Origin of the sequence: Citrobacter sp. 21OH12SH02A-Citro, assembly GCF_027919895.1 — a bacterium.
GTDB classification, from domain to species: domain Bacteria; phylum Pseudomonadota; class Gammaproteobacteria; order Enterobacterales; family Enterobacteriaceae; genus Citrobacter; species Citrobacter braakii.
Window position 1 is genome coordinate 936755 of the sequence record NZ_CP114801.1, and the last position, 14444, is coordinate 951198.

A 14444-nucleotide genomic window follows, 5' to 3' on the forward strand; every position below is an offset into this window, starting at 1 on the left:
GGGGGTTTGTTATCTTCGTCTCGCATTCAGGCAACATAAGACGAGAACAATGAAAGGACGTTGGGCAAAATATCTTCTTGTGGGAGCAGTCGTCGCGATGCTCGCCGCGTGTTCCTCAAAACCCACCGATCGTGGGCAGCAGTATAAAGACGGGAAATTTACCCAGCCTTTCTCACTGGTGAACCAGCCTGATGCGGTTGGCGCACCAATCAATGCCGGTGATTTCGCCGAGCAGGTTAATCAAATTCGCAGCGCTTCGCCACGTTTGTACGGCAACCAGAGCAACGTTTACAACGCTATCCAGCAGTGGTTACGTGCGGGCGGTGATACGCGCAGTATGCGCCAGTTTGGTATTGATGCCTGGCAAATGGAAGGGGCGGACAACTACGGTAACGTCCAGTTTACCGGTTACTACACGCCGGTTATTCAGGCGCGCCATACGCGCCAGGGCGAGTTTCAGTATCCTATCTATCGCATGCCGCCAAAACGTGGGCGCTTACCAAGCCGTGCCGAGATTTACGCGGGCGCGCTGAGCGACAACTACATTCTGGCGTACAGCAACTCCCTAATGGATAACTTCATTATGGATGTGCAGGGCAGTGGTTACATCGATTTTGGCGATGGCAGCCCGCTTAACTTCTTTAGCTATTCCGGGAAAAACGGCCACGCCTATCGCAGCATCGGTAAAGTGCTTATTGACCGTGGCGAAGTGAAAAAAGAAGATATGTCGATGCAGGCTATTCGCCATTGGGGTGAAACGCACAGCGAAGCCGAAGTGCGTGAGCTGTTGGAGCAGAACCCATCGTTTGTCTTCTTTAAACCGCAATCTTTTGCACCGGTCAAAGGGGCCAGCGCGGTACCGTTGATTGGCCGCGCATCTGTGGCTTCTGACCGCAGTATCATTCCGGCGGGCACAACATTGCTGGCGGAAGTCCCGTTACTGGACAATAACGGCAAGTTTACCGGTCAGTACGAACTGCGCCTGATGGTGGCGTTAGATGTGGGTGGCGCTATTAAAGGGCAACACTTCGATATCTATCAGGGCATTGGTGCTGACGCCGGACACCGTGCGGGGTGGTATAATCACTACGGTCGCGTGTGGGTACTGAAAACAGCGCCGGGTACGGGTAACGTGTTCAGCGGTTAATAGCCGGATGGCGCTCGATATTAATGAATTTGAGGTGTTATGTCTGTGGTTATCAGTGATGCCTGGCGCCAGCGTTTTGGCGGTACGGCGCGTCTGTATGGCGAAAATGCGCTGCAGTTGTTTGCCCAATCGCACGTTTGCGTGGTCGGGATTGGCGGGGTAGGGTCGTGGGCGGCGGAAGCGCTGGCGCGTACCGGTATTGGCGCCATCACGCTCATCGATATGGATGATGTGTGCGTCACCAATACTAACCGCCAGATCCATGCTCTGCGCGATAACGTCGGCCTGGCAAAAGCTGAAGTGATGGCTGAACGTATCCGCCAGATTAACCCGGAGTGCCGGGTGAACGTAGTCGATGATTTTGTCACGCCGGATAATGTTGCTGAGTATATGAGTGCGGGTTATTCGTATGTCATTGATGCGATTGATAGCGTGCGCCCAAAAGCGGCACTGATCGCCTGGTGTCGGCGTAACAAAATTCCGCTGGTGACCACCGGTGGTGCGGGAGGGCAGATCGACCCGACGCAGATACAGGTCGTTGATTTGGCAAAAACTATCCAGGATCCGCTGGCAGCCAAGCTACGCGAGCGACTGAAAAGCGATTTTGGCGTGGTGAAAAACAGCAAAGGCAAGCTGGGCGTGGACTGTGTGTTCTCGACCGAAGCGCTGGTTTACCCGCAGGCAGATGGCTCGGTATGTGCGATGAAGGCGACGGCGGAAGGGCCGAAGCGCATGGATTGCGCATCCGGTTTTGGCGCGGCCACTATGGTGACCGCCACCTTTGGCTTTGTTGCCGCCTCACACGCGCTGAAGAAGATGATGGCGAAAGCGGCGCGCCAGAGTTGAGTGTGTTGTGCCGGATAAGACGCGTTCGCGTCGCCATCCGGCAACCATCAAACCTGTCGGGCAGCCTCAAGAATCGCCTCGTTCAGAGCATGCAGCCCCTGGGTACGCGAGGCGCTGAGCTGCGCGCGTAAACCTAGCTCGTCAAATAATGCCATTGGCGAATGCGCCAGTAACTCGGCTGCAGTTTTACCTTCGACCGCCGTGAGTAATACCGCCAGCAGCCCGCGAACAATGCGACCTTCGCTGTCGCCGAAGAAATGCAGAGTACCATTCTCATGAAGGGTATGCCCCAGCCAAACGCGGTTTTCGCAGCCCGCAATCTCTTTGGCCTGTGCCTTTAGCGAATCCGGAAGCGCTGGCAACTGCTTACCCAGCAGAATCAGCTGGCGATATTTATCTTCCCACTGGGTGAGCGGGGTAAAGGTATTGCGTAACGTCTCTTCCGTTACGGTTGTGCCAAACGGGTGTCCGGCGAACAGAGGGCTTGTCATTAATCCACCAATATTTCCAGCGCGCGGTCAACGGCTGCGACCAACGCATCTACATCACTTTGCGTATTATAAGGTGCAAATGAGGCGCGTAGCGTCCCGGATACGCCCAGTTCTGCCAGCAGCGGTTGCGCACAGTGTTGTCCTGCACGCAGTGCAATGCCATATTCGGCCAGCAGCGTCACCATGTCGCTGTGATGAACGCCTGCGAAATCAAATGCTAACAGACTGGAGTCCTGGCAGCGGAAGGAGCGAAAGCCGGGGCGTTTCGCCAGCGCATCTTCTGCCAACGTCGCCAGACCCCGGCTCCAGTTTTCGGCCTGCACCACGTCAACGTCCGCCAGCCATTCGAGCGCCGCGCTTAGCCCGATAACGCCAGCAACGTTAGGCGTACCGGCCTCCAGCTTCCATGGAGCAGCCTGGGTGGTGAAACCGTCAAAACTGACTTCGCTAATCATTTTACCGCCACCGAGCCAGGGAGACATGGCATCCAGCAGTTCCGGTTTACCGTACAGCACGCCAATGCCGGTGGGGCCATACAGCTTGTGGCCCGAGAACGCATAGAAATCAATGTCTAATTGCTGTACGTCGGCGGGGAAATGGACAATCCCCTGGGCGCCATCCACCATCACCACCATACCAGCCGCATGGGCGAGGGTAATGGCGCGGGCCAGATCCGGGCAACCGCCGGTAACGTTCGACATCTGCCCAAGCGCCAGAATGCGGCTGCGTGGAGTGATGAGTTGCGCGAGGCTTTCAACGTCTGGCAATAAATGGGCGTTAAGCGGCAGCCTGACGACCTTCGCCCCCGTTTGCTCCGCCACCATCAGCCAGGGCACGAGGTTGGCATGATGTTCTGCTGCGCTAACGATAATCTCATCACCCGGTTGTAAGCGCGGTCGCGCATAGCTTTGGGCAACCATGTTGATCGCTTCCGTCGTACCGCGGGTCCAGACAATTGTTTTATCATCCGGCGCATTAATCAGGCTTGCGACTTTTTCCCGCGCGGCTTCATAGCGTGCGGTCAGGCGCTGTGCTTCGGCAAACTGGCTGCGATGGACGTTACCGGCGCTCAGGCTATAAAACTGATGGGTGGCCTCAATCACTGCCTGCGGCTTCAGTGCGGTAGCAGCGCTGTCGAGATAGACGCCAGCATCGTTGAGTGCGGGAAATTGCGCGCGAAACTGCGCGGGGTTAAAAGCGTTCATGGTATTCCTCAGTTCAGTAAACCGATCGTGGCGCAAAAAGGGCGCTGATACAAGGGGTGTGCTAACCATCGGAATACTCTGGATATCCTGGCAAAGTCCACGCAGTGTCTTATGCTATATACCGTTAGGCGAGCAATTTAGCCTGTTACGGAGTGTGTTTTTAATAGCATAAATCGCTTTAAGGAGAAAAAGATGAAAAAGACTGCCGCAATTATCTCTGCTTGTATGCTGACTTTTGCCCTGAGCGCCTGTTCTGGTTCGAATTACGTGATGCACACCAATGATGGTCGATCAATCGTATCTGATGGTAAGCCACAGACCGACAATGAAACGGGGATGATTTCGTATAAAGACGCTAACGGCAACAAACAGCAGATTAACCGTACCGATGTGAAAGAGATGGTAGAACTGGATAACTAACCGGTCGTCCATCGACAAAGAGTCGGACAAAAAAAAGCACCGCAATTTGGCGGTGCTACATTAATCACTATGGACAGACAGGGTAAATGTACAGGAAGTGAAAAAGGGTAGCTTTGCTACCATGGTCTGAATCGCAGACCAATTGCAAACACAACAACACAACATCACAACCGTAAGCCAAAAGCCCACCAGAACACGCATTCCGATAAAACTTTTCGTTCCGGCTTCAGGAAGTGCCGCCACTATAGGTATTTGCTGGTAGAACCTCAACGGACAATTTATAATGGCTCAGATAAAAAAAACTAATAGGTTACAACCTGTTGGTTAATTGTTAAATTCATTTAACATCAAAGCCTAAAAGTCATGTCAAAACGATTACCACCCCTAAATGCGTTGCGTGTTTTTGATGCTGCAGCGCGTCATTTGAGCTTTACTCGCGCAGCAGAAGAGCTTTTTGTGACGCAGGCCGCAGTAAGTCATCAAATCAAGTCACTTGAGGATTTCCTGGGGCTGAAGCTGTTTCGTCGACGCAATCGATCTTTGCTGTTAACGGAAGAAGGCCAAAGCTACTTTCTCGACATCAAAGAGATTTTTTCGCAATTAACCGACGCGACGCGTAAACTTCAGGCACGCAGTGCAAAAGGTGCGCTCACCGTGAGTTTATTGCCCAGTTTTGCAATCCAATGGATGGTTCCCAGACTCTCTAGCTTTAACTCAGCTTATCCGGGAATCGATGTCAGGATCCAGGCGGTGGACCGTCAGGAAGACAAACTGGCTGACGATGTTGATGTGGCGATTTTCTATGGACGCGGCAACTGGCCGGGTCTGCGCGTTGAAAAATTGTACGCAGAATATTTATTGCCGGTCTGCTCGCCGCTATTACTCACCGGTGATAAACCGCTAAAGACGCCCGAAGATCTGGCGAAACACACATTATTGCACGATGCGTCGCGCCGTGACTGGCAAGCCTATACGCGCCAGCTTGGCCTGAATCATATCAACGTACAGCAGGGACCCATCTTCAGCCATAGCGCCATGGTGCTCCAGGCTGCTATCCATGGACAGGGAATTGCGTTGGCTAATAACGTCATGGCGCAATCCGAAATAGAAGCCGGACGTCTGGTCTGTCCGTTTAATGATGTTCTGGTCAGCAAAAACGCATTTTATCTGGTTTGTCATGACAGTCAGGCAGAACTGGGTAAAATAGCCGCCTTCCGTCAGTGGATTCTGGCGAAAGCGGCCACGGAACAAGAAAAATTCCGCTTTCGTTATGAACAATAATTTACGTAGGGTATTCACATGACCAGCCGTTTTATGCTGATTTTTGCCGCCGTAAGTGGCTTTATCTTTGTGGCGTTGGGCGCCTTTGGGGCACATGTTCTGAGTAAAACCCTCGGTGTCGTTGAGATGGGGTGGATCCAGACTGGCCTCGAGTATCAGGCGTTCCATACGCTGGCTATATTTGGCCTGGCCGTCGCCATGCAGCGGCGCATTAGCATTTGGTTTTACTGGAGTAGCGTGTTTTTGGCATTAGGAACGGTGCTGTTTAGCGGCAGCCTGTATTGCCTCGCGCTCTCGCATTTACGCCTGTGGGCGTTTGTTACCCCCGTCGGCGGTTTCAGCTTCCTTGTGGGCTGGGCGCTGATGTTAGTGGGCGCTATTCGATTGAAACGTAAGGGCGTTAGCCATGAATAAGGTTGTATTGTTGTGTCGCCCAGGTTTTGAAAAAGAGTGCGCCGCAGAAATTACGGATAAAGCAGGACGCCGGGAAATCTTCGGTTTTGCCCGCGTGAAAGACAATGCGGGTTACGTCATCTTCGAATGCTATCAGCAGGACGATGCCGAAAAGTTAGTGAAAGAGTTGCCGTTTAGCTCGCTGATTTTTGCCCGTCAAATGTTTGTGGTGGGCGAACTGCTGCAATATTTACCGCCGGAAGACCGCATTACGCCGATTGTCGGCATGTTGCAGGGCGTGGTGGAGAAAGGCGGCGATCTGCGCGTTGAAGTTGCTGATACCAATGAAAGCAAAGAGTTGGTTAAATTTTGCCGTAAGTTTACCGTACCGCTGCGCGCGGCGCTGCGGGAAGCGGGTGTGCTGGCAAAGTATGAAACGCCAAAACGTCCGGTGGTTCATGTGTTCTTTATCGCACCAGGCTGTTGCTATACCGGCTATTCCTGGCCTGACAATAACTCCCCGTTCTACATGGGCATTCCGCGTCTGAAGTTCCCGGCCGATGCGCCGAGCCGTTCAACACTGAAGCTGGAAGAAGCGCTGCACGTGTTTATTCCTGCCGATGAGTGGGATGAACGTCTGGCTAACGGAATGTATGCGGTGGATTTAGGGGCATGCCCGGGCGGTTGGACCTATCAACTGGTTAAACGCAACATGTGGGTTTACTCCGTGGATAATGGTCCGATGGCGCAAAGTCTGATGGATACCGGACAAGTTACCTGGCTGCGCGAAGACGGATTTAAGTACCGGCCAAATCGCAATAACATTTCGTGGATGGTTTGCGACATGGTGGAAAAGCCCGCGAAGGTTGCCGCCCTGATGGCGCAATGGCTGGTCAACGGCTGGTGTCGTGAGACTATCTTCAACCTCAAGCTGCCGATGAAAAAACGCTACGAAGAGGTGTCGCAAAACCTGGCTTATATTCAGGCACAGCTTGACGAGCATGGTGTAAATGCCCAGATTCAGGCGCGTCAGCTGTATCATGACCGTGAAGAAGTCACCGTGCACGTCCGTCGCCTGTGGGCTGCTATTGGTGGTCGTCGCGACGAGCGATAAGGTAAAATTGCAGGCCGGATGAAGGCGTAAATGCCTTATCCGGCCTGCATTGTTTCAATCAGCGGCGTATCTGAAATAATATGCGTCACATCATCCAGATGCCCAATCCGGGCCTCTCCCGAACGATTAAATTTACTTTTATCGATCAGCAATAATGACTGCGCTGCGCGCTTAAGCAGAATGGACTTGAAGTCGGCATTGGTCGCGTTAGAGTCCCAGAGTGCGCCGTCGCTGTCGATCCCTACGCAGGAAAAAATAAACAGATCGATCTCGAGTGGTTTGAGCTGCGAGATGAGCGAGGGGTTAACATAGCAACCGTATTTACGCTCAAGGCGACCGCCGGAGCTGATGAGCTGAAGGTGTTCGCGTTTAGCCAATTCCTGGCAAATGGGCTGGCTGTTGGTAAAGACGTGAATGTTGATGTCCGGTAACTGTCGCGCCAGGTACCAGCACGTTGAGCTGGCGTCCAGGGCTATCACCATACCTTCTTCGATCCATGCCAGCGCTTCGCGGGCAATATTCGCTTTGTGGGCATAGTGGCTTTTGAGTCGCATATGAAACGGGTCGCCGCTGTCCTGATTTTGCCGATGAATCACTTTGGCCCGCCCGTGATTGCGCAGCACTTTTCCCTGGGCTTGTAGCTCGCTGAGATCGCGGCGGATGGTCTCTTTGCTGACCTTAAGTTGCAAAGCAAGGGTTTCGGTTGTCAGATTTTTGTGGTTGGTAAGCAGATCTACGATCGCCTGCTGGCGCGCCGCTTTCATGTTCTGATCCTCATCTTATGATGAATGCCCGTAGCTGACGGGCATTCAGACCAGAGATTACGGGGTTACTCCTTTTTTTAATAGAATATTCCCGTACTTTGCCCGCTCTCCTGTGATAACGATCGCAAACGCCTGTTGCGCGCGTTCATAGAAGGCATAGCGGTCAATACGTGTGATGTCCGGGCAGGGGGGTTGCAGTGAAAGCGCCTGACGATAGCGGGCCTCGACGTCAGGATCGAGGGCATCGCCTTCAACAGCCGCCATCATCACCAGCGGTGGGGCATAGCTGTCCAGTTCAAAGAGCGGAATAATCGCCTGTAGCAGGTCGCTGACCAATAGACCGTCGGCGCGGATAACCTGCGGTCCCATGCTGTGGGCCGGGAAGTGGGCATCGGAAAATATAATCTCATCGCCGTGGCCCATTTCAGCCAGTACCTTCAGCAGGTCGGGCGAAATTAAGGGAGATATTGTTTTGAGCATGTTACTCGACTCCTGTTAGTTCGGATTCGGTTTGCGGATAGAAGTAACGGTACTGGTAGCGTACCTGCCCGCGTGCCTGTTCCGGTGAGGCAAATTCCCCAATGCCTGACCACGCAAACATTGCGGCACCTGCCACGGTGGTTTCGGCGTCATCCAGCACTTTGACAGGTATCCCGAGAACATTCGCTTTGATCTGATTCCACAACGCGTTGCGGCTTCCCCCACCAACCAATAGCAGTTCTGTGGCCTGGAAATGACCGATTTTTTCCAGCGTATGGAGGTTTCGCTGCAGCTGTTCTGTCAGTCCTTCCAGCGCGGCGCGATAAAAGTGCCCACGGGTGGTATTGAGCGTAACCCCTTGCCAGCCCGCATTCTGACAGGCCAGCAGGTCGCAGTGCATCTTCACACCTTCGGCGCCTGCCGGGATGGCCCTGGCTTCGTCAATCAGCATCTGCCAGGGGGTGTCGGCAGTCCACAGCAGCTTACGCACCCACTCGAGTACACCGGAAGCCAGCCACTGCATGCCGGGGTTATTCAGTCCAGCCTGGCTATCCAGCTCACAAGTGGAACCCGCATATTGGCTGAGCTGGGAGGTATCCACTTGGGCACTGCGCACCATCAGAATTTCCCATGTGCCGGAAGAGAGCACCGGTTCATCTGGCTGGGCTCCAGCGCCAAATAGCGCAAACTGCGTGTCGTGTCCGGCAGAGATGACCGGAATTCCCGCCGTAAGCCCGAGCAGGCTGGCAGCCTCTGGTTGCAAAGCCCCAATCTGTTCGCCTGCTTCAACCAGGCGCGGGAACAGACGGCGCGGTATGCCCGTAGCTTGCAAAATGTCATGACTAAAATTGCGCTGCCGGATGTCCAGCAGCTGGCTGGTGCCCGCCATGGTGATATCTGTAGTGAACTCGCCGGTTAAACGGTGGTTGATAAGCGACGAGATAAACAACCAGGCGTGCGCCTGCTCCAGAAATTGCGGATGGTTTTCTTTCAGCCACACCAGTTTATACAGCGTGTTGAAGCTAAATGCGCCGACGCCGGAAATTTCCTGCAATTGCTGCGGTGATATGTAGCGGTGAATATTCTCCATCACCGCTGCGGTGCGTGGGCATTTCCAGCTAATCACCGGATACAGCTGCTTGCCGTTCTTATCAACCAGCGCGCCGTCTACGCCAAAAGTGGTGACGGCGATCCCGCGGACATGGCAGGCGGCCAGTTGCGTGCAGAGGCGCTGACAGCAATCGGCGAAGCGTTGCAGAATGGCCTCCAGCGACCATTGATGCCAGGTACTGTTTTCTGTTGCGATGTCACTGGCGTTCGGGGTTGCTGCGCGGGCGACAATCTTTCCCTGTCGGTCAACGGCGATAGCCCGCACGTTGGTCGCGCCACAGTCGAGAACCAGGATAACGTCTTGTTTCATAATAGCTCCCCAAACGTAGCCGGATGGCGCAGCGCTTACCCGGCCTACAAAATTCACCGCGCAGGCCCGGTAATCTTGCGCCACCGGGCCGGAGTCACATTAACGCTTATACAGCGGGCCGTAGTTCTGGCAGGCGCGATAATCCTGGCCTTCCATATCCATACCATGGGCTGCCCAGGCTGAAGGGCGGTAAATTTTTTCGTCTTCCACGTTGTGCATACAAACCGGGATACGCAGCATGGCGGCGAGCGTAATAAAGTCCGCGCCCACGTGACCAATCGTCAGTACGCCGTGGTTTGCGCCCCAGTTAGCCATGACGGAATAGACATCGCTGAACGGGCCTTTACCGGTTAAGCGCGGGGCGAACCAGGTGGTTGGCCAGGTGGAGTTGGTGCGCGCATCAAGCTGGGCGTGCATCTCTTTCGGCAATTCCACGCTCCAGCCTTCCGCGATTTGCAGCACCGGGCCCAAGCCTTTGATGATGTTGATGCGGGTCATGGTGAACGGCACGCCGCCCTCAGTCAGGAAGCGAGAAGAATAGCCGCCGCCGCGGAAGTATTCGTGAATAGCCGGACACCATTCGGTAGCCGCAAGGCAATCATCCGCCTCTTTCTGTGAGATCTCCCAGTGCGGCTTCATGGTCGGTTTCCCTTCGCCGTCGCGCTGTTTGCAGGAGCCATCCAGCGCTGCCGAGCCGGAGTTAATCAGGTGAATAATACCGTGCTCAGCAAGGCCGGTCAGCGGTTTACCCGTGACGCGTTCAACCGCCTCTGGCGACCAGTAGGTGCGCACATCGGCAAAGACCTGCGCTGTGCCGGTGAGTTGATGACCAAACAGCATCGCCACGCCGTTCAGGCTGTCGTTTTCGGTGGCGACAACGAACGGTTCGCGAATGCCGTTCCAGTCAAAGGAGCTGTTGAGCAGTGCTTCGGCGGTATCGCCATTCGAGTATTGATCGGTCCAGTGACGCTGGCCCTGGAAGCCTGCGGCAATCGCGTTGTACCCCAGCGACTCTTCAACCCGACCTTTGTCTGCCAGTTTCTGGTTACCCTGCATCATGTCGCGAATGCACATGGCCATCAACAGGCTCTCTTTCAGCACCACACGGCTCTGCTCTGCGTTACGTTTATATTGCTGTGCGTTCTGATCTTCACCGTAGCGGAAGTTTTTATCCGCCCATGCCAGCGCCATTTCCAGCTCAGCTTCGTCATAGATTTTTTGGTCGATGCGACGACGCAGTTCGGTCATATCAACGGGTTGAACCTTCATTCCCAGCCAGGACTCAAAGAAGTTATGATCGACAATCGAGCCAGCAATGCCCATTGAAACGCCGCCTACGGACAGGTAGCTTTTGCCTTTCATACTGGCAACCGCCAGGCCCGCACGGGCAAAGCGCAGCAATTTTTCTTCAACATCGGCAGGGATCGTGGTATCGCCGGCATCCTGTACGTCATGGCCGTAAATAGAGAAGGCGGGAAGTCCTTTTTGATTATGCGCAGCCAATGCTGCGGCCAGATAAACTGCGCCGGGACGTTCTGTTCCGTTAAAGCCCCAGATAGCTTTCGGGCGCATCGGATCCATGTCGATGGTTTCGCTACCGTAGCACCAGCATGGGGTAACAGTAATCGTCACGCCTACGTTCAGGCTGCTGAATTTTTCTTCACAGGCGGCAGATTCAGCCATCCCGGCAATGCAAGTGTCGGCAATCACACATTCAATTTGTGCACCACAGGCGTGACGAAGTTTCTCTGTGATCAGCGCAGCAGTGGCTTTTGCCATATTCATGGTTTGCTCTTCGAGCGATTCACGAACACCCATACGGCGCCCATCAATCACCGGACGAATTCCAATTTTCGGTAAGCTATTTTTGTTCATTCGAGGTTCCTCATCTCACTTTATGCCGTGCTGCAAAAGCGGATGTTGAACACCACCGTCGCAGTTGGCTGAATAACCCATTTTTGCTAACTCGAGTTAGCTTAGGTATTAGAGAGTTTTTTGCACAACTTTTTTGTTGTGGAACTGTGAGAGGCTTCACGAGAAGTGGTTAAAATTCGATCTGCGTCAAATAAACCAGGACGGGTATTTTCAATAAATCCTTTTTAAATTAATTGGTTGTAATAAATTGTCTGTTCAGCGTCACAGTTTTAAACCAAATGATTTGGCTATTTTGAGTAGCTAAAATAGCTTTAAAAGGCACTTCGCTAACTCGAGTTAGCATAATTGATAAAACGCATATGAACTTATAGGTAGTATTCGCATTAACGGTGACGATGGCTTCCTGGCAACGTTTTGCGCCTGATTCACTGATTGCAGTTTCTGTATATTGAGGAAAGCAGCAATGTCTGAAACATTTTTACAGATGAGTCATATTACGAAACGTTTTCCCGGCGTATTAGCGTTGAGTAATGTGGATTTTGCTTTACGCAAAGGAGAGGTTCATGCGCTGCTGGGTGAGAATGGCGCAGGAAAGTCTACGTTGATGAAGATTTTATCCGGTGTTTATCAGCCTGATGAAGGGGATATTATTTTTGAGGGACAACCTGTTACTTTTGCGAACCCGTTGAGTGCACAAAGCGCAGGTATCACCATCATTCACCAGGAGTTTAACCTTTTCCCTGAACTCACGGTGGAAGATAATATATTTATTGGCAGGGAGTTTTGCAAAAATAATCGCTGGCGTCTGGATGAAAAACAACAGCGACAGGCAGCTATCGATATTTTGCAAAAATTAAACCTGAATATCTCTCCAGAAACGCTGGTGGCCGATCTGACCGTCGCGCAACAACAAATGGTTGAGATTGCTAAAGCGATATCGGTGAATGCCAAGATTCTTATTATGGATGAACCGACGGCAGCACTGACCGAAACGGAAATTGACAGCTTATTTCAGGTAACTCGTTTGCTGAAAGAACAGGGAACGGGCATTGTTTATATCTCGCACAGGTTAGAGGAACTGGCGCTGATCGCCGATCGCGCGACGGTGATGCGGGATGGTCAGTTTATTGCCACTGTGGATTATGATGCGGTTAAAATTAGCGATCTGATTGCCATGATGGTTGGGCGCGATCTTGGCAATATCTATCCTCGCCGCGAACCTTTGGCTCAACGCAAACCGGTGTTGGAAGTAAGCGGTCTGACACGCAATGGCGTATTGAACAATATTGATTTCACTCTGTATCAGGGCGAAATTTTGGGCTTCGCCGGTCTGATGGGGGCAGGACGTACTGAGCTGGCGCGGGCAATTTTTGGTGCGGATCCCATTGATGGCGGAACCCTCAAGCTGAACGGTAGCGTGACGGTAATTAAAGATATTCCTGATGCTATCAAACAGGGTATCAGCTATTTAACCGAGGACAGGAAAAAAGAGGGGCTGGCATTAGGACTGTCCGTTGAGCGCAATATTATGTTGGGCAATTATCCTGAGTATTCCGATCGTTATGGCAACGTGGACAGCAAACGTTGTCAGAAAACCAGCGAAGAACAGGTGAAAGCCCTACGCATTAAAACACCACATTTAGAACAGGCTGCTCTGAATTTAAGTGGTGGTAATCAGCAGAAAATTATTATTGCCAGATGGGTGTGTAAAGACACCGATATTCTCATCTTTGATGAACCCACTCGCGGTATTGATGTGGGTGCCAAACTTGAGATTTATGAATTAATGAATCGACTGGTGGCAAAAGGGAAGTCAATTATCATGATCTCCTCTGAATTACCGGAAGTGCTGGGTATGTGCGATCGCATTTTAGTGATGCGTAATGGACGTATTACCGGGGAGTTAGCTTCTGATGACGCCACACAAGAAAAAATCATGCAATATGCGACGTTAGAGGACTAATTTATGACTATCTCTGTAACCTCTTCAGACAGCAATAATAAGAAAATAAAAATTAACAAAGAACTTTTAATGCGCCTTGCGCCGCTTTTGAGTCTGATTATTTTAGTAATATTTTTTAGCTTTGGTTCGCCATTTTTCTTTAACACTGAAAACATCATGACAATCGCTCTGCAAACTTCAGTGATTGGCATTATGGCGATTGGCGTTACCTTCGTCATTATCACGTCAGGAATCGACCTTTCTCTTGGCTCGGTGGTGGCCTTTTCGGGTGTTGCGGTGGGCATCAGCGCCACGCTGGGATTGCCTCTGCCCGTATGTATTCTGGCCGGGGTGCTGGCCGGTGGATTATGCGGCTATATCAATGGTCTGCTGGTCACCAAAATGACTATCCCGCCTTTTATCGCCACGCTGGGCCTGATGATGTCCGTCAGAGGCATCAATATGGTGATGACAGATGGTCGTGCGATTTATTTCGCTGATTACCCCACCTTCAAAATGCTGGCCCAGGGACGTTTGTTCGATGTGTTGCCTTATCCCGTTTTTTACCTGGTGGTGGTGGCGCTAATCGCCGCCTACATCCTGAAGAAAACGGTGATTGGTCGCTATGTTTACGCTGTGGGTAGCAATGAGGTGGCCGCACACCTTTCCGGAATTAAAGTTCAACGCGTCAAAATTTTCGTCTACGCCTTTTGCGGTCTGCTGACCGGGATCGCCGGGGTTATTCTGGCCTCACGTCTGAACTCTGGTCAGCCAACGGTTGGCGTGGGTTATGAACTGGAAGCCATCGCGGCGGTTGTTATTGGCGGTACGAGCCTGATGGGAGGAATTGGCACCATCGGCGGGACTATCATCGGCGCATTCATTATGAGCGTGTTGAAAAATGGTCTGAACCTGATGGGGGTTTCCCAGTTCTGGCAAATGGTGGCCATGGGCGTGGTGGTCATTGCTGCGGTTTATCTCGATACATTACGCAAAAAAATTCGTTGATTTACGCTCCCGGAAGTCACGGGGCATCATAACCCTGACGTTTAGGGTGACTCACTCA

The 14444-nt window shown here is 52.4% G+C and carries 14 protein-coding genes; 8 read left to right on the plus strand and 6 right to left on the minus strand.

What is annotated here, in order from left to right; genetic code table 11:
• Positions 1–49 precede the first annotated feature (49 nt).
• Together mltA and tcdA are read left to right on the plus strand one after the other, a co-directional pair.
• Positions 50–1147, plus strand: a complete 1098-nt coding sequence (mltA, locus tag O6D90_RS04555) for a murein transglycosylase A (protein WP_032931794.1) — start codon at positions 50–52, stop codon at positions 1145–1147.
• 39 nt (positions 1148–1186) lie between these two features.
• Positions 1187–1993, plus strand: coding sequence for a tRNA cyclic N6-threonylcarbamoyladenosine(37) synthase TcdA (gene tcdA, locus O6D90_RS04560; RefSeq protein ID WP_016157369.1), 807 nt, complete (start codon positions 1187–1189; stop codon positions 1991–1993).
• Between the two features lie 47 nt (positions 1994–2040).
• Here the strand turns inward: tcdA and csdE are convergent, their stop codons facing one another.
• A complete protein-coding gene (csdE, locus tag O6D90_RS04565; protein ID WP_016154263.1) occupies positions 2041–2484 on the minus strand; it encodes a cysteine desulfurase sulfur acceptor subunit CsdE in 444 nt (147 codons plus the stop codon).
• Positions 2484–3689 (minus strand): cysteine desulfurase CsdA, encoded by a 1206-nt coding sequence (csdA, locus tag O6D90_RS04570; protein WP_016157368.1) that lies wholly within the window; start codon positions 3687–3689, stop codon positions 2484–2486. The genes csdE and csdA overlap by 1 nt, the downstream gene beginning before the upstream one ends.
• Positions 3690–3881: 192 nt before the next feature.
• On the opposite strand from csdA, the gene O6D90_RS04575 reads away from it, so the two are divergent.
• The 4 genes from O6D90_RS04575 to rlmM all read left to right on the plus strand — a co-directional run bounded on the left by O6D90_RS04575 (position 3882) and on the right by rlmM (position 6897).
• Positions 3882–4109: a YgdI/YgdR family lipoprotein gene (locus tag O6D90_RS04575; protein ID WP_016154261.1), complete on the plus strand. Its 228-nt coding sequence runs from the start codon at positions 3882–3884 to the stop codon at positions 4107–4109.
• Between the two features lie 363 nt (positions 4110–4472).
• Positions 4473–5390 (plus strand): glycine cleavage system transcriptional regulator GcvA, encoded by a 918-nt coding sequence (gene gcvA, locus O6D90_RS04580; protein ID WP_016154260.1) that lies wholly within the window; start codon positions 4473–4475, stop codon positions 5388–5390.
• A gap of 18 nt (positions 5391–5408) precedes the next feature.
• Positions 5409–5804: a DUF423 domain-containing protein gene (locus O6D90_RS04585; protein WP_003034037.1), complete on the plus strand. Its 396-nt coding sequence runs from the start codon at positions 5409–5411 to the stop codon at positions 5802–5804.
• On the plus strand, positions 5797–6897 hold the full coding sequence (gene rlmM / locus O6D90_RS04590) for a 23S rRNA (cytidine(2498)-2'-O)-methyltransferase RlmM (protein ID WP_016157367.1): 1101 nt from the start codon (positions 5797–5799) through the stop codon (positions 6895–6897). The genes O6D90_RS04585 and rlmM overlap by 8 nt, the downstream gene beginning before the upstream one ends.
• A 35-nt stretch (positions 6898–6932) precedes the next feature.
• Here the strand turns inward: rlmM and fucR are convergent, their stop codons facing one another.
• The 4 genes from fucR to fucI form a co-directional block, all read right to left on the minus strand.
• Positions 6933–7661, minus strand: coding sequence for an L-fucose operon activator (fucR, locus tag O6D90_RS04595; RefSeq protein WP_016157366.1), 729 nt, complete (start codon positions 7659–7661; stop codon positions 6933–6935).
• A gap of 57 nt (positions 7662–7718) precedes the next feature.
• The gene (gene fucU / locus O6D90_RS04600; RefSeq protein WP_016157365.1) at positions 7719–8141 is read right to left on the minus strand and encodes an L-fucose mutarotase; all 423 of its coding nucleotides are present in this window, start codon (positions 8139–8141) and stop codon (positions 7719–7721) included.
• A gap of 1 nt (position 8142) precedes the next feature.
• Entirely contained in the window at positions 8143–9561 is a 1419-nt protein-coding gene (gene fucK, locus O6D90_RS04605) for an L-fuculokinase (protein WP_016157364.1), read from the minus strand.
• A 99-nt stretch (positions 9562–9660) separates the two neighbouring features.
• Positions 9661–11436 carry an L-fucose isomerase gene (gene fucI, locus O6D90_RS04610; protein ID WP_016157363.1) on the minus strand — a complete coding sequence of 592 codons (1776 nt, stop codon included), beginning with the start codon at positions 11434–11436 and terminating at the stop codon, positions 9661–9663.
• A 463-nt stretch (positions 11437–11899) separates the two neighbouring features.
• On the opposite strand from fucI, the gene O6D90_RS04615 reads away from it, so the two are divergent.
• Together O6D90_RS04615 and O6D90_RS04620 are read left to right on the plus strand one after the other, a co-directional pair.
• Positions 11900–13399, plus strand: a complete 1500-nt coding sequence (locus O6D90_RS04615) for a sugar ABC transporter ATP-binding protein (protein WP_016157362.1) — start codon at positions 11900–11902, stop codon at positions 13397–13399.
• Between the two features lie 3 nt (positions 13400–13402).
• Positions 13403–14386 carry an ABC transporter permease gene (locus tag O6D90_RS04620; protein ID WP_003034055.1) on the plus strand — a complete coding sequence of 328 codons (984 nt, stop codon included), beginning with the start codon at positions 13403–13405 and terminating at the stop codon, positions 14384–14386.
• Positions 14387–14444: the final 58 nt, after the last annotated feature.